Raw genomic sequence first — 20,971 nt, forward strand, 5'->3', positions numbered from 1 at the left:
CCCGTGCGCCTGGTCGTCGCGTCCTGCGCCGCACGCTACAGCGGTCGCCTCAACGCCCATCTGCCCCGCGCCACCCGGCTGCTGGTGGTCAAGGCGGACGGCAGCGTCCTGCTGCACTCCGACGGCGGGTCCTACAAGCCGCTGAACTGGATGAGCCCGCCGTGCACGCTCGCGGTGTCGGAGCCCGACGACGAGCAGCGCGCGGCCGGCGTCACCGCGGTGTGGACCGTCCAGCACCAGAAGTCCGACGACCGCCTGGTGATCGACCTCTACGACGTGCAGCACGACTCGGCGCACGAGCTGGGGGTCGACCCCGGTCTGGTCAAGGACGGTGTCGAGGCGCACCTGCAGGAGCTGCTGGCTGCGCAGATCACGCTGGTCGGCGCGGGGCACACGCTCGTGCGGCGCGAGTTCCCGACGGCCATCGGCCCGGTCGACATCCTTGCGCGCGACGCAGCGGGCGGCACGATCGCCATCGAGATCAAGCGCCGTGGCGACATCGACGGCGTCGAGCAGCTCACTCGGTACCTCGAGCTGCTCAACCGCGACCCGCTCCTGGCCCCGGTGCGCGGCATCTTCGCGGCCCAGGAGATCAAGCCGCAGGCGCGCGTTCTGGCGACGGACCGCGGCATCGGATGCCTGGTTCTCGACTACGAGGCGATGCGCGGCGTCGACGACGTCGACTCGCGCCTCTTCTGATCCGCCGTGGATCCGCAGGCCCCAGCCCCCGACCCAGCGATTCGGGGGCCCGCCGCGATCGCGGCGCTGTGCCTGCGCTGCTTCGTCGTCCTGGCGGTCGGCAACCTCGGGGTCGCGGCCGCGGCGTCGCTGCCGGAGGCGTTGCACGAGGAAGGCCTCTACCCGCTTGGCCTCGTCGCCGTGGTGGTCGCCGTCGCCGCGGTGCCGGTCGCCCTCGTCGGGTTCCCCGCCGGCCTGCTCACCTCGCACCTCCTGCGGTCGGTGCACCGGGAGTGGGTGCACGTCCTGGCACTCGCCCTCGTCGGCGCGGTGCTCGCGGGCGTGATCGTCGCGTGGGTGAGTCCCGATCGGCTAGGACCGGTCGCGGGCTGGGCGCTGCTCGAGGGTGCCGTTGGCGCCGGGGGTGCCCGCTGGTGGACCGGCTGGGCTCATCGGCGCCGTGCGTCGGTGCCCACGCCCAGGTTGGGCGACCTCGCCTAGGGCGGCGAGTGCGTAGCGACCTGTCCGGCGTGGCGGTGTGTCGCTAATGTCGCTCTCAGGCGCCGGTGGCATCGGCGTCGGACGCGACACCAGGGGGAAACAATGTCGAGCCTGCCATCTGATCCGAATGACGCGACAACGCCGTCAGGAGCCATACCGCCGTCGGGTGGCTACCCGCCCGCAGGCGGCGGCTACCCGCCCGCAGGCGGATATCCGCCGGGGGCAACCGGCTATCCGCCGGGGCCCGGCGGTGCGCCGGTGGGCGAGAAGTCCTTCGTTGCGACGTGGCTCTTCGCGTGGTTCCTGGGCTACTTCGGCGTCGACCGCTTCTACCTTGGCAAGGTCGGCACAGGGTTGCTCAAGCTCGTCACCTTCGGTGGGTGCGGGCTGTGGTGGCTCATCGACCTGATCCTGGTGCTCGCGGGTGCGCAACGGGACAAGGAGGGAAGGCGTCTCGCCGGTTACGACCAGCACAAGAAGGTGGCGTGGATCGTCACCGGCGTGCTCGTGCTGATCGGCGGAGTCACGGGTGCGATCACCGGGGTCGCAGCAGGCGGCTCGACGTCGGGCAGCTCGTCGTCCGAAGTGGTGGTGGACGACCCCGACGACGGGGTCACGTCGGCCGCACCGGACGCCGAGCCTGGTACCGAACCCAGCTCGGCACCCGCGGCCGAGCCCACGTCGGAGGACGCAGCGAGCGAACCGGCTCAGGGCGCGGACGTCCAGGCGTGGGCGGATGACCAGTACGGCACGTTCGGCGCCGTCTCGAAGAAGGGGACCGGTGACGACGTCGTCGTCCTGCCCAAGGGTGCGACGGCCGGGCTCGTGACGGCGACGCACAAGGGCACGGCGAACTTCGCTCTCGCGGTGCTGGACTCGGACAACCAGTCGACGGGCGAGCTGCTCGTCAACGTCGTCGGAAGCTACGCCGGCACCACGGCCTATGGTCTGCAGGCGCTCGGTGACGGCGTGCGGCTGCAGATCAAGGCGGACGGGGCGTGGTCCTTGAAGATCAAGCCGTTGTCGGCAGCCCCGATGCTCCCGAAGAAGGGCGAGGGCGACGTCGTCGCGCTCTACGGCGGAGACGCCGGAAATGCCGCGGTGACGAACAAGGGAGAGTCCAACTTCGTGGTCCAGCAGTACACCGGCGACGTGTTCGATCTGGGACTGTTGGTGAACGAGATCGGGAGCTACAAGGGCAAGGTGCCGGTCAAGGCCGGGCCTTCGGTGTTCACGATCCAGTCCGACGGGAAGTGGACCATCGTCGTCGGGTGAGGTCTGGGGGGCTGGACCCAGACCGCCTGATCTGCGTGACGGTGCGCGTCCGATGGCTCGAAGACCCGCGGCGCTGGGCAACAATGTCAACGTGAGTGACGTGAGCGAGGTCGTGTCGACGATTCTGCGTGGCCGGGTGGTCACCCCGCACGACGTGCTCGACGACGCGGTCGTCGTCGTCGAGGGCTCGATGATCGTGTGGGTGGGTGCGCCGCACGACGTGCCCGCGGGGTGGGGCGCCCAGGTCCCGGAGCCGACGGGCAGCACTCTGCTCCCTGGCCTCGTGGACCTGCACGACCACGGCGGCGGGGGTGCGAGCTTCCCCGACGCGACGGACGAGGCAGCCGTGCGGACGGCCGCGGACGAGCACCTGCGGCACGGCACGACGTCGCTGGTGGCCTCCCTGGTCACCGCCCCGCGTGACATCCTGCTGGCCCGGACAGCTCTGCTTGCCGACGCTGCGGACGCGGGTGTGATCGCGGCGATCCACCTCGAGGGGCCGTTCCTGTCCGGCGCACGCTGCGGCGCCCAGAACCCCGACGACATGCTGGTCGGCGACGCGCACCTGGTCCGGGACGTCGCGGCCGCGGCGCGCGGCCACCTGGCCACCATGACGATCGCGCCGGAGGTCGAGGGGGTGGCGGACGGCGACGACGACGTCCTCGCGGCGCTGGTCGCCGCGGGTGCCGTCCCGTCGATCGGGCACACCGACGCGAGCGCCGAGCAGGTGGACGCGGCCGTCGACCGCGGCTTCGACCTGCTCGCGACGCACGATGCCGCGCGCAGCGGACGCCTCACCGCGACCCACCTGTTCAACGGGATGCGCCCCATCCACCACCGCGACCCCGGCCCGATCGCGGCGTGCCTGGCGGCGGCCGGGCGCGGCGAGCTCGTCGTCGAGCTCGTCGCGGACGGCACGCACCTCGCCGACGGAACCGTGCGCGCGGTGTTCGATCTGCTGAGCGCCGGCTCGATCGCGCTGGTCACGGACGCGATGGCGGCGGCCGGGATGGACGACGGCGACTACCGCCTGGGGCCCATGGCGGTGCGTGTCGCGGGCGGGGTTGCTCGGATCGTCGAGCCCGACGGCAGCGCGGGTGCGATCGCCGGAGGGGTCGCGCACCTGCTCGACGTGGTGCGACACGTGGTCGGTGCCGGCGTGCCGATCGTGGACGCGGTGCGCTCCGCCGCGACGACGCCGGCCGAGGTGCTCGGACGCCACGACCTGGGTGCCCTGGTCGCGGGCCGGCGTGCGGACGTCGTCGTCGTGAGCAGCGACCTCGCACCCCAGCGCGTGATGCGTGCGGGCGCCTGGGTCGCCTGAGCGGTCAGCGACCGATCGCCGCGTCGTCGTCGAGCGACTCGAGCTCCAGCGCGCGGCGCGCGGCGAGCCGGCGGTCGTGCAGCAGGCAGACGCCCACGGCGAGGAAATACAGCGCCGACATCGGTCCGGCCACGGCGAGCATCGTGATGGCGTCCGGCGTCGGTGTCATGACGGCCGCGAAGACGAACGTGAGCAGGACGGCCCAGCGCCAGCCGCGCAACCACGTCGACCCGCGCACCAGGCGCGTGAAGTTGAGCGCCGTCATCAGGACGGGGAGCAGGAACGCGATCCCGAACGCGAGGGCCAGCCGCATCACGAACACCAGATACGTCTGGACGTCGATGAGGTTGGACGCGCCGTCGGGCGTGAACTCGGTCAGCAGCCGCACCGCGTTGGGCAGCGCCCACCAGGCCAGCGCGACGCCACCCAGGAACAGCGGCACCGCCGCACCCAGGAAGCCGAACGCGTAGCGGCGTTCGTTGCGGGTCAGGCCCGGCGTGACGAAGGCCCAGAGCTGGTACAGCCACCACGGGCTCGACAGCAGGAGGGCCAGGAAGAGCGAGACCTTGATCCGCATGTCGAACGCGGTCGCCAGCCCCGCGAAGTTGAGAGCGACGACGTCGTGGCGGGCCCGGGCGACATCGAGCAGCGGCTCCTGCAGCGCCTGGAAGACGGGCGTGTAGAGGAACCAGCCCGCGACCGCGCCGACGAGCAGGCCGAGCGCGGCCCAGCCACCGCGGCGCCGGAGCTCGCGCAGATGGGCACTCAGCGGGACCGCGCCGGCGCGCTTGTGGGGCGCGTCGACGCGGGCGCCGTCGGCGGTCGCGGTCACAGGAGCATCAGGCGGCGGGCTTGGTGAGAGCGGGTGCCTCGGTGGCCGCCACGTACGGGGCGGGCGCCGCAGCAGCCTCCGCGACGACGGGCTCGACCGGCGCGATCGGGGCGACGGGCGAGGGCTTGCCGTCGTCGGCCAGGTCCTTGACCTCGGACTTCAGGATCTTGAGCGACTGGCCCACGCCGCGCGCGAAGTCGGGCAGCTTGTTGGACCCGAACAGCAGGACGACGATGCCGGCGACGACGAGAAGGTGCCAGGCGGAGAGGTTACGCAGCACGGTGTGCTCCTTGCTCAGGGGACGGGGTGGCCGCGACGGGGATGTCGGCGACCGGGGTGAGGGATGGTGCGGGAGGGGACTGCGGTGCGGGAGGGGACTGCGGTGCGGGAGAGAACTGCGGTGCGGGAGAGAACCGCGGTGCGGGAGACTGCGGTTCGAGAGATGGGCGCGTGCTCGCGGGTGCGTCGTCGGCGAGGGCGTCGCGGACGATGCGTCGGGGGTCGTACGTGCGGGGGTCGAGGGCGGCCCAGTCGACACCGGCGTCGGCGCCGAGCTCGCTCTCGACGCGGCCGCGCAGGTCCTGCACGAGGGTCCGTGCGTGCACGGCCCACTGCTTGACCTGGGCCACGTACCCCGGCAGCCTCGCGGGGCCGATGACGACGACGGCGACGACGAGAAGGATCCAGAACTCCGACCCGTTCACGTCGAACATGTCCTCGCCTCACTGCCAGGGCGCCACGTCATCGAAGCGCTTCAACGAGCGAATATGGCTCATATCCCGTGGCTCGTCAACCCCCGGCCGCAAGTTCACGACGGGCCGCCCTCGAACCGCATCGACAGCACGGCGGCCTGGTGCCACGATGGCCGGACGCCCCAACGTGCTCGAGGAGGAGCCGTGACCGCCATCCCGTATCTCACCGCCCACGACGCAGCCGCGGCCCTCGAGTTCTACGCCGCGGCCTTCGGCGCCACCGTCGGCGAGCGCTACGACGAGCCCGACGGACGTATCGGGTTCGCCTCGCTGACCGTGGCGGGTGCGCCCGTCTTCGTCTCCGACGAGGTGCCCGAGCTGGGTGCCGTCTCGCCGCGCACGGCCGGGTGCTCGACGGTCGGAGTCGTCCTGCAGGTCGACGACGTCGAGCGGGTCTACGCCGCGGCGCTCGCCGCGGGCGCGATGTCCGACCGCCCGCCGTCGCCGGGTCCCGCGGGACTGAGCGCGTGGCTCGTCGACCCGTTCGGCCACCGCTGGAACCTGGTGGGCTGACGGCCGGCCGGGACCGGCTGTCAGCCCCGCCCGACCTCACCGCTCGAGCCGCACCTCCCGCAGGCGCGCGGCGCCGGTCAGCGTGACGCGCACGTCGCCGTGGTCGGGGAGGTCGACGACGTCGGCCGTGACAGGGACCCACGCGTAGCGGTCGTCCGTCGCAGGGACGTCGAGCTCGGCGAGGGTGTGCCAAGCGCCCGCGTCGAGCACGTCGACGCGGATCCCCGCCGCGCCGTCATGCGTCCGGCTGACAGACGCGGAGAATCGTCGGACGCCCCGCAGGTCGCCGTCGCGGTACGTCGCCGATCCCTGCGACCGGCGGCGCGCGACCTGCAACGCGTCGCCGCGCTCGCGGGTCGCCGCGGAGATCTCGACGTCGTCGAGCTCGTCGGCGTCGACCGCGCGGACGGGACCGGCCCAGTCGCGCGGCGGCACGGGCTCACCGACCACCTCGAGCGGGACGGTCCCGGCCGCGACCGCGGACGACGGCCCGACGACCAGCTCGTAGGTCCCGGGCTCGACGACGAGCCGGTCGCGCGTGACGTCCCACGTGGCCAGGCGTTTCACAGCGACCGGGACCGTGACCGTCGTCGTCGTGCCCGGTGCGAGCACGGCGCGCGCGTGGCCGACGAGGGGGCGGCCGAACGGCAACCGGTGCGCGGGCGCCTGGGCGTACACCTGCACGAGCTCGTGGGCGGGGCGATCCCCGTCGTTGCGGACCTCGACGCGCACCTCGACCTCGGCGTCGTCGGCCGTGATCGAGGGCACCGACGCGACGTCCCCGTACGCGACCGCGGAGTACGTGAGCCCGTGCCCGAGCGCGTACCGGGGGGCGTGGTGCGCGTACCGGCTGGTCAGGCCGCCGGCGATGACGTCGTAGTCGAACAGGTCGCCGACCTCGTCGGGCGACGCCGGCCAGGCCTGGGTGAGGTGTCCGCGCGGCTCGGCGTCGCCGAGCAGCACGTCGGCCAGCCCGTTGCCCAGCTCCTGCCCGCCGTGCGAGGTCCACACGACCGCGTCGGCGCCCAGGTCGGCCGGCAGCGCGTACGGGTAGGACGAGACGACGACGAGCACCCGCGCGACGGCGCCGGCCGTCGCCTCCCACGTCGCGAGCATGCCGTCGGGCAGCTCGAGCGAAGGCCGGTCCTGCGTCTCGCGGCCGCCGACGTGCGGGTCGTTGCCGACGGCGACGAGGACGACGTCGGCCGCCTCGGCCGCCGCGCGGACCTCGGCCCGGCCGTCACGCACGACCTCGAGCGTGAACCGCTCGGCGTCGGCGAGCACCGCACCGTCGGCGACGAGCGTGCCGGCCTCGTCGTGCTGCACCCGCAGCCACTTCCCGGACCCGGCGTGCTGCCAGGACACCGTGCCGTCGTCGTGCGTGTGTCGGCGGAACGTCTCCTGCGCCACCCAGCCGCCCACACGCGTGGAGTCGGCGCGGACCACCCACGCACCGCCGGTCCACAGCAGTCCCGTCGAGGCGGGGCGCAGGGTCCAAGACAGGTCGCCCCAGTCGGTCAGATCGTGCTGCGCCGCGGGGTCGGCGTCGTGGCGGCCGTCAGCCGTCAGCGCGTGCGTGGGCCCGCTGACGCGGACCAGGGCACCCGTGCTCGCCGCGCGCAGCGTGACCCGGTCGCCGCCGTCGGCGACGGTGACGTCCGCGACGCGGCCGGCCAGCGCGGTGCCGAGCCCGACGAGGTACGGGGGAGTGCCCGAGTACCAGTCGTGCAGGACGCGGTCGGCGAGCGGTCCGACGACGGCGACACGGGCGCTCGGCGCGACGGGCAGCGCACCGCCGTTCTCCAGCACGACGACGGAGGCGGCGACCGCCTCGCGGGCCAGGGCGCGGTGCTCGGGCAGGTCGATCGCGTCGGCGCCGACGACGAACGGGTCCAGCTCGGGGTCCAGCTCGCCGGTCGCGATCCGCAGCTCGAGCTGGCGCAGCACCGCTCGGTCGACGACGGCCTGGTCGAGCAGGCCGCGATCGAGGGCCGCGGCGACCCGCGCGATCGTCGGCGCGGCGTTCGCGTCGTTGTCCGTGAACGAGTCGATGCCGGCGCGCAGCATCGCGGCGTGGGACTCGACATGCTCGCCGTAGAAGCGCTGCAGGTCGACGACGAAGCCGGGGGCTGCGGCGTCGGAGACGATCATGAGCGAGCCGTCGGTCGCGGCCCGCAGCAGGTCGAGCAGATCGCCGCTCAGGTGTGCGGGCCGGCCGTTGACGAGGTTGTACGACGCCATGACTGCGCCTGCCACGCCCGCCTCGATCGGGCCCAGGAAGGCGGGGAGCTCGTACTCGTGCAGCACGCGCGGCCGCAGCTGGGAGCTCGTCACCGCACGGTCCGTCTCGTTGGAGTACCCGAACGCGTGCTTGAGGGTGGGGACGGTGCGCCAGTAGCGGGGGTGGTCGCCGCGCAGGCCTCGTGCGTAGGCGGTCGCCAGCTCGGCGGTGACCCACGGGTCCTCGCTGTACCCCTCCTCGGTGCGGCCCCAGGCGGGGTGTCGCAGCGGGTTGACGACGGGGGCCCAGACGTTGAGCGACACCGACGGGTCGGCCGTGTGCTTGGCCCGCAGCTCGACCCCCACCACCTCGCCGACGCGTGCGAGCAGGTCCGGGTCCCACGTCGCGCCCAGGCCGACGGGCTGCGGGAACGAGGTCGCCTCGCCGAGCCAGGAGACGCCGTGCAGCACCTCGGCGCCGGTGTGGAACGGCGCCAGCCCCAGCCGTTCGACTGCCGGCGCGTGCTGGTGCAGCATCGCGACCTTCTCGGCGTCCGTCAGTCGTGCGAGCAGGTCGGCGGCGCGTTCGGCGACCGGGCGGGTGGCGTCGCGGTAGGGGGCGTCGGCGGGTGCCGAAGCTGTCGCGTTCGTCGGCGTGCGGGGGTCGGACACGGGTGCTCACTCCTCGTCGAGGTCGTCGTGCGGGTCGGTCACATCGAACCGTTTCGATGCTATCGCCGCGTCTCGCGCGGCCGGCCCGGCCGCCGCGATCCTGCCACATCGTCCGTTCGCCTCCGGTGCCGGATGGTGCGTGATCCCGCCAATTCGGTCACGGACCGGTCTCGTCCCGTGCTCGGTGGTTGCGCCCGCAGGACGCCGACGCTAGGGTCCATCATCGAACCGCTTCGATGACGTGCATCACGGTTCGTGGGCCGTCCGCTCGATGGAGATCGGCGATCGGCAGGCATCGCGCCCCGCCGCTGCGCACCCAGCGCAGGGGTCCGTCCGCATAAAGGAGTGAGGACGTAATGAACAGCTCCACCACGCGCCCCCGCCGCGTGAGCGACTTCGAGATCGGCCGCCGCGGCTTCCTCGGCATGATCGCCGCAGGTGCCGCCGTCGTCGGCGTCCCGTCGCTCCTGTCCGCCTGCACCTCCGAGGGAGGCGGCAGCACGGCGCCGTCCGCCCAGGCCACGGTGTCGGCGGGCAACCTGCCCAACTACTACCCGGTCGAGTACGTGAAGCCCGACTTCCCGAGCGTGAACGGCTCGACGCCCGGCTTCTCGAAGATCCCGGCCTCGTTCGTGCAGTCGGTCAAGACGCCCCCGGGCTCCGGCAAGACCTTCACGGCCATGACGCCGCTGTGGGGCACGATCCCCCCCGCCAAGGGCAACCAGTACTACGACGCCGTCAACGGCATGCTCGGCTCGAACATCAGCTTCCAGATCTCCGACGGCAACACCTACGGCGACAAGCTCGCCACCGTCCTGGCCTCCGCCAAGGACCTGCCGGACTGGGTCTGCGTCCCCACCTGGAACATGCCTCCCCGCTTCGGCTCGGAGATCGTCCCCAACCTGTTCGAGGACCTGACGCCCTACCTCTCGGGCGACAAGGTCAAGGACTACCCCAACCTCGCCAACATCCCCACGGCGGCCTGGCGGTTCGGCGTCTTCAACGACAAGCTCTACGCCCTGCCGTTCCCGGGCGAGATCATCACGGACACGACCTTCTACCGCAAGGACGTCCTCGAGAAGAAGGGCGTCGACCCTGCCGTCAAGAACGGCGACGACCTCATCGCGCTCGCCAAGGAGCTCACGGGTGGCGGCGTCTACGGTGCCGAGGACCTGTGGACCACCGCCACCTACATCTACGCGGTGCCCGCCAAGTGGAAGATGGACGGCGACAAGCTGGTCAACCGCGTCGAGACCGAGGAGTACCGCGCCGCGCTCGACTGGACCGCGCGCCTGTTCGCCTCCGGCTCGGTGCACCCGGACGCGGTCGCCGGTAACACCGCCGAGGCCAAGACCCGCTTCCAGGGCGGCAAGTCGCTGATCATGAGCGACGGCCTGGGCGGCTGGAACGAGGCCCTGCGCGACAACCTGGCCTCGAACCCGAGCTACGCGCAGCAACCGTTCCCGGTGTTCCGGGCCGACGGCGGCAAGCCGGTCATCTTCCAGGCCAACCCGGTCAACATCTTCTCGTTCCTGAAGAAGAACAGCGACGAGGCGACGATCAAGGAGCTGCTCGCGCTGGCGAACGCCATGGCGGCACCGTTCGGCACCACCGAGTACGACCTCATCAACAACGGTGTCGAGGGCGTCCATTTCACCAAGGGCGACGACGGCCTGCCGGTGCCGACCAAGCTCGCCGCCACCGAGCTGCAGCCCACCTACATCTTCCTGGTGGACCCGCCGGTCGCGAACACGAAGGTCCAGTACCCGGGCTTCGTCGAGGACTACTCGACGTGGATGGCGGACGCGGCGAAGTACCTGCAGGAGCCGCTGTTCTTCGCGCAGCAGATCGTCGAGCCTGCGCAGTACGCGTCGCTCGGCCAGCCCTTCACCGACCTGGAGAAGGACATCGCGCGCGGTCGCAAGACCATGAAGGACCTCGACGCCGCGATCGCCACGTGGCAGTCCTCGGGCGGCGACCAGCTGCGCGCGTTCTACCAGGAGATCCTGGACGCGCAGTGAGTGACACCCGACTCACGGACGGAACCGTCCCCGGGGCCGACGAGGCCCCGGGGGTGGCCCCGGCCGGCAAGGCCCCGGCGAAGAAGAAGGCCAAGACGGTCGTCCCGCAGCGCAAGGTGTCGTGGACCGCGCGCCTCAAGCGGGACCGGTCGCTGCTGCTCATGACGGTGCCGGCGATCCTGCTGCTGGCGGTGTTCGCCTACATCCCCATGGCGGGCAACATCATCGCCTGGCAGAACTACTCGCCGTACACGGGCTTCCTGCACAGCCCGTTCGTCGGGTGGTCCAACTTCGAGCGGGTGTTCAACAACCCGGCATTCCTGCACGCCGTGGAGAACACGCTGACCATCACGGTCTTCCAGCTCCTGTTCTACTTCCCGGTGCCGATCTTCCTGGCGCTGCTGCTGAACAGCGTGATGTCTCCGCGGATCCGCACCCTGATCCAGTCGATCGTCTACCTGCCCCACTTCTTCTCGTGGGTGCTCGTCGTGACGGTCTTCCAGCAGATCTTCGGCGGCGCGGGCCTCATCAACCAGGTGCTCGTCAACAACGGCGGGTCGGCGTCGGTCAACTTCATGACCAACCCGGACACGTTCCTGGTGCTCATCACGTCGCAGTCGATCTGGAAGGACGCCGGCTGGGGGATCATCATCTTCCTGGCCGCCCTGACCACGATCAGCCCGGAGCTGTACGAGGCCTCGGTCGTCGACGGAGCGAACCGGTGGTCGCGCATGTGGCACATCACGCTTCCCGCGCTGCGGCCCGTCATCGTCCTGCTGCTCATCCTGCGCCTGGGCGATGCCCTGACCGTCGGGTTCGAGCAGCTGATCCTGCAGCGGGACGCCGTCGGTGCGGACGTCTCGGAAGTCATCGACACCTACGTCTACTACCAGGGTGTCATCTACGGCGACTGGAGCTTCGCGGCAGCCGCGGGCCTGGTCAAGGGTGTCGTGAGCCTCGCGCTGGTCCTCGGGGCCAACAAGCTCGCGCACGTGTTCGGTGAGGCGGGGGTGTACCAGAAGTCATGAGCGGAACCACTCCGGAGCTCTCGTCGGACGTCGCGGTGATGCCGCAGGACGTCGTGCGGGACGCCACCTCGGGATCGGGGGCGCCGCGGCGCCGCCGACGCAACAAGTACCGCCCCGTGTGGGAGGAGCAGCCGACCAAGGCAGGGCAGCTCGCCAAGGGGCTGACGCTCAGCGCGGTCGTGCTCGTCGTCCTGTTCCCGCTGTGGACGGTCGTCATCACGAGCCTGTCGACGACGGCGGCGACGAACGAGGCCGGCGGCCTGGTGATCGTGCCCCACAGCCTCACGTTCAACGCCTACGCACAGGTGCTCTCGGGAGGCATCGTCACGCGCGCCGCGATGGTCAGCGTCGGCATCACGGCCGTCGGTACCACCATCTCGGTGGTCGTGTCGGTGCTCGCCGCCTACGGGCTGTCGCGCCCGGGCTCCTTCGCCCACCGCCCCATCCTGTTCATCTTCCTCATCACCATGTTCTTCGGGGCCGGCATGATCCCGACGTACCTGCTGGTGAGCTCGCTGAACCTGATCGACTCCTACTGGGCGCTGATCCTGCCGGGCGCCGTCTCGGCGTTCAACGTCCTCATCCTGCGCAACTTCTTCATGGCGATCGACGCATCCATCCTGGACGCCGCGCGCATCGACGGCGCGGGCGAGTGGCGGATCCTGGGTCGCATCGTCCTGCCGATGTCCAAGGCCGTGGTCGCCGTCGTCGCGCTGTTCTACGGCGTCGGGTACTGGAACGCGTTCTTCAACGCGATGCTGTACATCAACGACAACGCGAAGTGGCCTCTGCAGCTGGTCCTGCGCTCGTACGTCCTGCAGGGCGCGACGCTGCCGGGCAGCGGGACGGGACAGGTGGACGTCGCGACCGGGGCCGTCACCGGCCTGCCGGTCAAGATGGCGGTCATGGTCCTGGCGATCGTGCCCATCCTGATCGTCTACCCGTTCATCCAGCGGCACTTCACCAAGGGCGTCATCTTCGGCGCGGTCAAGGGCTAGGCGCGAGCGAAATGTCGTCGGACGTGCTGCGCTTCGCCGAGCCGGCGCGGCGGTGGGAGGAGGCGTTCCCGCTGGGCAACGGGCGCCTCGGCGCCATGGTCCACGGTGGCGTCGAGGCCGCGCGGGTCCAGGTCAACGACGCGACCGCGTGGTCGGGTCGCCCGGACGGACCGGCTACCGCGCTCGCGGAGCTGATGGCCGCCGGCGTGGGTCCGGGAACGCTCGACGACCTGCGCACGTCGCTCGACGAGGGGCGCGACGGCGACGCGGTCCGACTGGCCCAGCGGTTCCAGGGCCCCTGGGCTCAGGCGTACCAGCCGTTCGTCGACCTCACGGTGAGCGTGCAGCCCGGACTCCGGTACGCCGGGCGCACGCTCGACCTGGCGACGGGCGTCGTCAGCGAGCGGCTTGTCGACGCGGGCCGCGAGATCACGGCGACGTGGTTCACCTCCGCGCTCGACGGCGCCCTGCACGGGCGGTGGCAGGCGACCGGCGGACGGTTCCGCTGGTCGGCCGCGCTCACCAGCCCGCACCCGCTGCACGGCCAGGGCCTGCGCGACGGGCGCGTAGTCGGCCGTCGCGTCCGCGTCGACCTGCCCGTCGACGTGTCGCCGACCCACGAGCCGCTCGCGCCGGGCGTCACGCACGGTGCGCCGGGGGAGGGGCTGACGGGCGTCGCGGTGCAGCTCGTCTCGACGGACGGAACCTCCGCCGTCGACGGGGAGCAGCTCGTCGTCGACGGTGCGACGTGGATCGAGCTGGTGCTGATCACGGGGACCACCTCGCCGTGGCCGGCCTCAGGGCCGCTGCGCCCCGTGGCCGTCGTGCAGGCCGAGACGTCCGCCCGTGCCACCCGTGCTCTGCCGACGGACCGCGCCGCCGGTGACGCGGCGGAGCGCGACCACACCCGCGAGCACGCCGACCGGCTCGGCGGGACGAGCCTGCGCCTCGGCCCGCCCGTCGACCTCCTCCTGCCGTCCGCGCTCGACGAGGCGCCGCAGCCGGCTCTCGCGCAGGCGGTGTTCGCGTTCGGCCGCTACCTGCTGCTGGCTTCGTCACGGCCCGGCTCGCCGCCCGTGACGCTCCAGGGGCTGTGGAACCAGGACCTGCAGCCCCCGTGGTCCAGCGCCTACACGCTCAACATCAACCTCGAGATGGCGTACTGGGCGGCCGAGTCCGCCGGCCTCTCGTCGTGCCACGACGCCCTCTTCGACCACCTGGGGCTGCTCGCGGAGCAGGGCACCGCGGTGGCGCGTGACCTGTATGGCTGCCGCGGCTGGGTCGCGCACCACAACTCCGACGTGTGGGGCTGGGCGCTTCCGGTGGGCGGCGGCCACGGCGACCCGGCGTGGGCGTCGTGGTGGTCGGGCGGCCCGTGGCTGTGCCGGCACCTGTGGGACCGCTACGAGCACACGCTCGATCGTGCGTTCCTCCGCGACGTGGCGTGGCCGCTGATGGTGGGTGCGGCGCAGTTCTGCCTGGACTGGTTGCGGCCCGACGGTGCGGGCGGCCTGGTGCCGCACCCTTCGACGTCCCCGGAGAACGCCCGGCTGCGCGGCGGCCGCGCGGTCGCGCTGTGCGCGGGCTCGACGATGGACGTCGCGCTGACCCGCGACCTGCTCGAGCACGTCGTCGAGGCCGCGGCCGTCCTGGGCCTCGGCCAGGACGTGGCCGACGAGTGCGCGGCGGCGCTCGCGCTGCTCCCGCACCCGTCGGTCGGTCCGGACGGTCTGCTGCGTGAGTGGCCCGACGACGCCCCGGCGCAGGACCCGCACCACCGCCACCTGTCCCACCTCGTCGGGCTCTACCCCCTGGGCCAGATCGACGTCGAGCGCACGCCCGCGCTCGCCGGCGCTGCCGCCCGCAGCCTGGCCGCTCGCGGGCCCGGATCGACGGGCTGGTCGATGGCGTGGAAGGCGGCGCTGCACGCGCGCCTCGGCGACGGGCCCGGCGTCGGCGACGTGCTCGCCGGTGCGCTGGTGCGTGCGCCGGAGCAGCCGGACGGACCGTGGGCCGGTGGCCTGCTCCCCAACTTGTTCTCCACCCACCCGCCGTTCCAGGTGGACGGCAACCTGGGCCTGGTCGCGGCGATGGTCGAGGCGCTCGTCGGGTCGAGCAGGACGCAGCTGCGCCTGCTGCCGGCGCTCCCGCCGCAGTGGCCCGACGGTGAGGCGCGCGGGCTGCGGGTCCGCGGCGGTCTGTCGGTGGACCTGCGATGGGAGCACGGTGCGCTGGTCGAGGCGGCGCTGCACCCGGACGTCGACCAGACCCGCGAGGTACGCCTGGCTGACCGCACGTGCACGGTCCGGCTCGCAGCCGGCCGCCCGGTGCGCCTCGACGCGACCCTGGCCACGCCCGACCTGGTGGGGCGAGCGTGACCGCCCGCTCAGGCCGCGGGTGCCCCGCAGCTCCCGTGCTCGGTGAGGACGGGAGCGAGCAGCCGCGTCTCGACGGGTTTCGCGCCGTCCTGCCGCTCGACCGCCATCGAGACGGCCGTGCGGCCGATCTCCACGCTGGGCACGTCGATCACGGAGAGCGGGACGGGCAGGTGCGAGGCCAGGCTCGACGGGCTGACGGCCAGCACGGAGATGTCGTCGGGGACGCGCAGCCCCTCGCGCGCGAGCGCCTCGAGCACCCCGGGCATCGCGGCCTCGTTGTGCACGACGATCGCGGTGAGGTCGTCCACCTCGGTGCGTGCCCGGGCGACGGCCGCGGCGGCCTGCGGGTACGACGGCTCGCTGGGCACCACGGTGTGCCGCATGCCCAGGCGGCCGGCCTCGGTGCGGAACCCGTCGATGATGCGGACGGCGTAGTTGGCGTGCCGGGCGATGGCGCTCTCCGGGGCACCGAGCAGCGCGATGCTGCGGTGGCCGTGGTCGGCCAGGTGCGCCGCGGCCAGCCGGCCGGCGGCGGTGAAGTCGAGGTCGACGCAGGACAGCCCCTGCGCGTCGCTGGGCACGCCGACGAGGATCGACGGCTGGCGCAGCGCGGCGAGGACGGGCAGGCGGGGGTCCTGACGCTCGATGTCCATGAGGATCAGCGCGTCGACGCGCGACCCGGCCGCGAGGCGGTGGATGTCGGCGACGTCCTCGTCGGTCAGCACCAGGACGTCGTCGTCGTTCTCGCGCGCGGCGGTGATCACGCCCGTGACGATCTCCATGACGACCGCGGAGTTGGACTCCAGCGCGCGCAGCGGGACCACCAGGCCCAGCACGTTGGTCTTGTTGGTCGCCAGCGCCCGCGCTCCGGCGTGCGGGCTGAAGCCCAGGTCGCGGATCGCGCGCTCGACGCGTGCGCGGGTCGCCGCGGAGATGGGGCGTTTGCCGGACAGGACGTAGCTGACGGTGGACGACGAGACACCCGCGAGCTCTGCGACATCGGCGATCGTGGCCATGGCCGGAGTGTAGCGGTCGGGCGGCTCGGAAATCGGTACGTCGACACGCCCGTCGACCAAGCGGTTCGATTCGCGTTCGACGGCTTCGTCACGCTCTCGTCGTTGCGCGGCCTGTGTAGACGCGAGGCTTGTGGACACCGTCGATCTGGTCTGACTACCATCGGACTCGTCACGCAGTTGAAGCGCTTCGACGATCCGGGCGACGTGGCCCGCGATCGCCGCGTGCGTGGCTCGACGGGCATGCGACGCCCACCCGACAGACCGGAGGTCGCGATGAGTGGGCTGGACGCGCTGACCGCGCGAAACGGGTTGCTGTACGGGGGCGACTACAACCCCGAGCAGTGGTCGCCGCAGGTGTGGCGCGAGGACATCGAGCTGATGCGCGCTGCGCGCGTCAACCTCGTCACCGTCGGTGTGTTCTCGTGGTCGCTCCTGGAGCCGTCGCCCGGCGAGTACGCCTGGGAATGGCTCGACGAGGTGCTCGACCTGCTGCACGGCGCCGGCATCGCGGTCGACCTCGCGACGCCCACCGCCTCCGCCCCGCCGTGGCTCGCCGCACTGCACCCCGAGACGAGCGCGGTCGACGCACGGGGCGTGCGGATGAGCGTCGGGTCGCGCAACCACTGGTGCCCCAGCGCGCCCGCCTACCGCGAGCACGCGGTGCGCATCGCGTCCGCCCTCGCACAGCGCTACGCCGACCACCCGGCGCTCGCCCTGTGGCACGTCGGCAACGAGTTCGGTCAGACCTGCTGGTGCGACCTGTGCGCGGCGGAGTTCCGCACGTGGCTCGCGCGGCGCTACGGCGACGTCGACGCGCTCAACGAGGCCTGGGGCACGGCCTTCTGGAGCCAGCGCTACCGGGACTGGTCCGAGATCGTCCCGCCGCGCGCCGTGCCGTACCTGCACAACCCCGCCCAGAGCGTCGACTTCCAGCGGTTCACGTCCGACCAGATGCGCAGCGTGTACCGCGCGCAGGCGGAGGTCCTGCGCGCCGTGGGGGACACGCCGGTGACCACCAACTTCATGGGCTTCTTCTCGGGAGTCGACCAGCACTCCTGGTCCGACGACCTCGACGTGGTGGCCGACGACCACTACGGCGACCCGCAGGACCCGACCAGCCCGGCGCGCTCGGCGCTGACCCACGACCTCACGCGCGGCGTCGGACGCGGCGCACCCTGGCTGCTCATGGAGCAGGCCGCGGGCGGCGTGAACTGGCGGCCGCACAACGTGCCCAAGACCACGACGCAGATGTGGCACGACTCGTTGCGGGCGGTCGCGCACGGCGCAGACGGCATCTGCTACTTCCAGTGGCGGGCGTCGAGCGCGGGCGCGGAGAGCTTCCACTCGGCGCTCCTGCCGCACGCCGGCCCGGACACGCGCCTGCACCGCGCGGTGCAGGCGCAGGGCCGCGGGCTCGAGGCGCTGCGGTCGGTCGCCGGCGCGCCGGTCCGGGCCCGCGTCGCGCTCGTGTTCGACTGGCCGTCGCTGTGGGCGGGGTCGCTGCCCGCGCGTCCCAGCGACCGGCTGCGTGTCCTGGACCAGCTCGAGGCGTACCACCGGCCGCTGTGGCGGGCCGGCATCGCCACCGACGTCGTGCCGCCGAGCGCGGACCTGACCGGCTACGACCTCGTCGTCTTGCCCGCGCTGCCCCTGGTGTCCGACGACGACGCGGCGGCGATCGCGGCCGTCGTCGAGCGAGGCGGTGCGCTGCTCGTCGGCCCGTTCAGCGCGGTCATGGACGCGACCACACGCGTGCGCACCGGGCCGTTCCCCGCGCCGTGGACGCAGGTGCTCGGCGTCGCGGGCCAGGAGTGGCGCCCCCTGCCGGACGACGGCGCCCCGGTCCGCGGCGAGCGGTACGGCGACTTCCGTGCCTCGGTCTGGTCCGAGCTCGTCGACGCGCGCGGCGCCGAGGTCCTCGCCACGTACGGCGGCGGCGACCTGGACGGCGACCCGTGCGTCCTTCGTCGGGCGGACGGGGACGGCGCGGCCTGGTACGTGAGCGCGGTCGTCCCCGACGAGATCCTCGAGCGGATCGTCCTCGACTGCGCGGCCGACGCCGGCGTCACGGCCCCGCTCGAGCACGTCCCCGACGGCGTCGAGGTCGCGGTGCGCGGCGACGTGCTGCTCGCCCTGAACCCGACGTCGCGGGACGTCGTGCTCGACCTGGGCGCGCACGCGGACGACGTCCGCGACCTGCTCGCGGGCGCGCTCGTGGGCCGCCGTCCGACCCTCCCGGCCGGGGGCGCGCTGGCGCTGTGCGGCCTGCGGCCCGCCGACGGGACCGACCAGACCGACCAGACCTCAGGAGGCGACGAGTGAGCGCCCCACGCATCCTCTCGACAGCTCGTCCCAGCACGCGTCCACAGAAGGCGGCACGATGAAGTTCACCGACGGTTACTGGCTCCCCGCACCGGGGGTGCAGATCCTGCGCCCGGCTGACGTCGTGGACGTGCGCGCCGACGACGACACGCTCACCGTGTGGTCGTCGACGGCACCCGTCACGACGCGCGGCGACACGCTCAACCGCCCGCTCGTCACCGTGACGTTCACGTCGCCCATGGAAGACGTCATCGGCGTCCGCATCGAGCACTTCCAGGGCGGTGTCGACCCCGGCCCGCACTTCGAGCTCGCGTCGTCGTCGCCGGACGTCAAGGTCGAGGTCGACGCGGGGAGCGCCACCGCGTCGCTGCACTCCGGCTCGCTGACGGCGACCGTCCGCACGAGCGGCCCGTGGGGCGTCGACCTCACGGCGGCCGGCCGGTCGCTGACCTCGTCGTCGGCCCGCAGCATCGGCATCATCACGGACGGCGACGGGCGCTCGTACGTGCACGAGCAGCTCGGCCTCGGGGTGCGCGAGCACGTGTACGGCCTGGGGGAGCGGTTCGGCGCGTTCGTCAAGAACGGGCAGTCCGTCGACATCTGGAACGCCGACGGCGGGACGTCGTCCGAGCAGGCCTACAAGAACGTGCCGTTCTACCTGTCGGACGCGGGCTACGGCGTGTTCGTCGACCACCCCGGGCACGTCTCGTTCGAGGTCGGCTCGGAGGCGGTCTCGCGCACCCAGTTCTCGGTCGAGGGGCAGGTGCTGCAGTACTACGTCATCCACGGGCCGACGCCGAAGGACGTCCTGCGTCGCTACACCGCGATGACCGGCCGCCCGGCACGGCTGCCGGCGTGGTCGTACGGCCTGTGGCTGTCGACGTCGTTCACGACGAGCTACGACGAGGACACCGTGATGTCCTTCGTCGACGGCATGGCCGAGCGCGGGCTGCCGCTGTCGGTCTTCCACTTCGACTGCTTCTGGATGCGGGCGTTCCACTGGAGCGACTTCGTCTGGGACCCGGCGACGTTCCCGGACCCGGAGGGGCTGCTCCAGCGCCTGCACGCCAAGGGCCTGAAGGTCTGCGTGTGGATCAACCCGTACATCGCGCAGCGGTCCGTGCTGTTCGAGGAGGGCAAGGCCGCCGGCTACCTGGTGACGCGCGCCGACGGGTCGGTGTGGCAGACCGACCAGTGGCAGGCGGGCATGGGCCTGGTCGACTTCACCAACCCCGACGCGGCGGCGTGGTTCGCCGGGCACCTGCGCCGGCTGCTCGGCCAGGGCGTCGACGCGTTCAAGACCGACTTCGGCGAGCGCATCCCCACCGACGTCGTCTGGCACGACGGCTCCGACCCGGAGCGGATGCACAACTACTACACGCACCTCTACAACCGCTGCGTGTTCGACCTGCTCACCGCCGAGCGCGGCGAGGGCGAGGCCGTGCTGTTCGCCCGCTCGGCCACGGCCGGCGGCCAGCAGTTCCCGGTGCACTGGGGTGGCGACTGCGAGTCGACGTTCGTGTCGATGGCGGAGTCGCTGCGCGGCGGACTGTCGCTCGCGTCGTCGGGCTTCGGCTTCTGGTCGCACGACATCGGCGGGTTCGAGGGCACGCCGGACCCGGCGGTGTTCAAGCGCTGGCTGGCATTCGGCCTGCTGTCGTCGCACAGCCGCCTGCACGGCTCGGACTCCTACCGGGTGCCGTGGGCGTTCGACGACGAGGCCGTCGACGTGACGCGCCGCTTCACGCACCTGAAGAACCAGCTCATGCCGTACATCGCCCGGCTGGGTCTCGAGGCGCACACCGACGGCATCCCCGTGATGCGTCCCATGGTGCTGGAGTTCCCCGACGACCCGGCCGCGGCCACCGTCGACACCCAGTACATGCTCGGCCCCGACCTGCTGGTCGCGCCGGTCTTCACGGCCGGCGGCGAGGTCGACGTGTACCTGCCGGCGGGCACGTGGACGTCGTTGCTGACGGGCGAGGAGGTCGAGGGGTCGCGCTGGGTGCGCGAGCGGCACGGCTTCGACTCGCTGCCGCTGTACGTGTGCTCCGGGGCGGTGCTCCCGTTCGGTGCGCAGGTGGACCGGCCCGACTACGCGTGGGCCGACGGCGTCACGCTGCGGCTGTACCGGTTCGGGGACGGCGCGAGCACGCGGGTCGTCGTCCCCGCACTCGACGGTGGCGAGGGCGCGACGTTCGACGTGCAGCGACGTGGCGGCCAGCTGCGGGTCCGGGCGCGTGGCGCACGAGGGGCGTGGACGGTCAGCGTCGAGCCGAGCGGACCGTCGGTGACCGTCGAGGACGGCAGCGAGGACGTCACGCTCGACCTCTGAGGCACCGAGCGCGCCCGGCCACCCCCCACGGTGGTCGGGCCCTGGCTCGGGCGCGTTCTCGCCGGCGGTTGCGGGAGCGTTTCCACGGCAGGTATCGTATCGTTTC

16 protein-coding genes are annotated in these 20,971 nt (G+C 72.4%); 11 read left to right on the plus strand and 5 right to left on the minus strand.

Annotation, left to right across the window (positions count from 1 at the left end; all coding sequences use genetic code 11):
* Window positions 1-3: 3 nt before the first annotated feature.
* The 4 genes from nucS to IC607_RS12705 all read left to right on the plus strand — a co-directional run bounded on the left by nucS (window position 4) and on the right by IC607_RS12705 (window position 3,778).
* Window positions 4-699 carry an endonuclease NucS gene (nucS, locus tag IC607_RS12690; RefSeq protein WP_191787708.1) on the plus strand — a complete coding sequence of 232 codons (696 nt, stop codon included), beginning with the start codon at window positions 4-6 and terminating at the stop codon, window positions 697-699.
* Window positions 700-705: 6 nt separating this feature from the next.
* A complete protein-coding gene (locus tag IC607_RS12695) occupies window positions 706-1,179 on the plus strand; it encodes a hypothetical protein (protein WP_191787709.1) in 474 nt (157 codons plus the stop codon).
* A 258-nt stretch (window positions 1,180-1,437) separates the two neighbouring features.
* A complete protein-coding gene (locus IC607_RS12700; protein ID WP_370526194.1) occupies window positions 1,438-2,454 on the plus strand; it encodes a TM2 domain-containing protein in 1,017 nt (338 codons plus the stop codon).
* A gap of 91 nt (window positions 2,455-2,545) precedes the next feature.
* Window positions 2,546-3,778: an N-acetylglucosamine-6-phosphate deacetylase gene (locus IC607_RS12705; protein ID WP_370526196.1), complete on the plus strand. Its 1,233-nt coding sequence runs from the start codon at window positions 2,546-2,548 to the stop codon at window positions 3,776-3,778.
* Window positions 3,779-3,782: 4 nt separating this feature from the next.
* Here IC607_RS12705 and tatC read toward each other — a convergent pair whose 3' ends face one another.
* From tatC to IC607_RS12720, 3 genes are read right to left on the minus strand one after another with little or no spacing between them, the layout of a single operon-like run.
* Window positions 3,783-4,610, minus strand: coding sequence for a twin-arginine translocase subunit TatC (gene tatC, locus IC607_RS12710; protein ID WP_191787712.1), 828 nt, complete (start codon window positions 4,608-4,610; stop codon window positions 3,783-3,785).
* Window positions 4,611-4,617: 7 nt separating this feature from the next.
* Window positions 4,618-4,890: a Sec-independent protein translocase subunit TatA gene (gene tatA, locus IC607_RS12715; RefSeq protein WP_191787713.1), complete on the minus strand. Its 273-nt coding sequence runs from the start codon at window positions 4,888-4,890 to the stop codon at window positions 4,618-4,620.
* The gene (locus IC607_RS12720) at window positions 4,880-5,323 is read right to left on the minus strand and encodes a Sec-independent protein translocase TatB (protein WP_191787714.1); all 444 of its coding nucleotides are present in this window, start codon (window positions 5,321-5,323) and stop codon (window positions 4,880-4,882) included. Before IC607_RS12720 ends, tatA begins: the two co-directional genes overlap by 11 nt.
* 183 nt (window positions 5,324-5,506) lie before the next feature.
* On the opposite strand from IC607_RS12720, the gene IC607_RS12725 reads away from it, so the two are divergent.
* Entirely contained in the window at window positions 5,507-5,875 is a 369-nt protein-coding gene (locus IC607_RS12725) for a VOC family protein (protein WP_191787715.1), read from the plus strand.
* A 36-nt stretch (window positions 5,876-5,911) separates the two neighbouring features.
* Here IC607_RS12725 and IC607_RS12730 read toward each other — a convergent pair whose 3' ends face one another.
* Window positions 5,912-8,767, minus strand: coding sequence for a glycoside hydrolase family 3 C-terminal domain-containing protein (locus IC607_RS12730; protein WP_370526197.1), 2,856 nt, complete (start codon window positions 8,765-8,767; stop codon window positions 5,912-5,914).
* Between the two features lie 356 nt (window positions 8,768-9,123).
* Between IC607_RS12730 and IC607_RS12735 the strand changes: the two genes are divergently transcribed.
* The 4 genes from IC607_RS12735 to IC607_RS12750 are packed head-to-tail and all read left to right on the plus strand — an operon-like array spanning window position 9,124 to window position 15,192.
* Window positions 9,124-10,788: an extracellular solute-binding protein gene (locus IC607_RS12735; protein WP_191787716.1), complete on the plus strand. Its 1,665-nt coding sequence runs from the start codon at window positions 9,124-9,126 to the stop codon at window positions 10,786-10,788.
* The gene (locus tag IC607_RS12740) at window positions 10,785-11,816 is read left to right on the plus strand and encodes an ABC transporter permease (protein WP_370526198.1); all 1,032 of its coding nucleotides are present in this window, start codon (window positions 10,785-10,787) and stop codon (window positions 11,814-11,816) included. The genes IC607_RS12735 and IC607_RS12740 overlap by 4 nt, the downstream gene beginning before the upstream one ends.
* A complete protein-coding gene (locus IC607_RS12745) occupies window positions 11,813-12,814 on the plus strand; it encodes a carbohydrate ABC transporter permease (RefSeq protein WP_191787717.1) in 1,002 nt (333 codons plus the stop codon). The genes IC607_RS12740 and IC607_RS12745 overlap by 4 nt, the downstream gene beginning before the upstream one ends.
* Before the next feature lie 11 nt (window positions 12,815-12,825).
* Window positions 12,826-15,192, plus strand: coding sequence for a glycoside hydrolase N-terminal domain-containing protein (locus tag IC607_RS12750; protein ID WP_191787718.1), 2,367 nt, complete (start codon window positions 12,826-12,828; stop codon window positions 15,190-15,192).
* A gap of 8 nt (window positions 15,193-15,200) precedes the next feature.
* Here IC607_RS12750 and IC607_RS12755 read toward each other — a convergent pair whose 3' ends face one another.
* Complete coding sequence (locus IC607_RS12755; protein ID WP_191787719.1) at window positions 15,201-16,208, minus strand: LacI family DNA-binding transcriptional regulator; 1,008 nt, start codon at window positions 16,206-16,208, stop codon at window positions 15,201-15,203.
* A gap of 273 nt (window positions 16,209-16,481) precedes the next feature.
* Here IC607_RS12755 and IC607_RS12760 point away from each other — a divergent pair, with 273 nt between their 5' ends.
* Window positions 16,482-18,530, plus strand: coding sequence for a beta-galactosidase (locus IC607_RS12760; RefSeq protein WP_191787720.1), 2,049 nt, complete (start codon window positions 16,482-16,484; stop codon window positions 18,528-18,530).
* A gap of 58 nt (window positions 18,531-18,588) precedes the next feature.
* Complete coding sequence (gene yicI, locus IC607_RS12765) at window positions 18,589-20,865, plus strand: alpha-xylosidase (protein WP_191787721.1); 2,277 nt, start codon at window positions 18,589-18,591, stop codon at window positions 20,863-20,865.
* The last annotated feature ends 106 nt before the right edge of the window (window positions 20,866-20,971 follow it).

Origin of the sequence: Cellulomonas sp. JH27-2, from assembly GCF_014837175.1 — a bacterium.
Classification (GTDB): Bacteria; Actinomycetota; Actinomycetes; order Actinomycetales; family Cellulomonadaceae; genus Cellulomonas.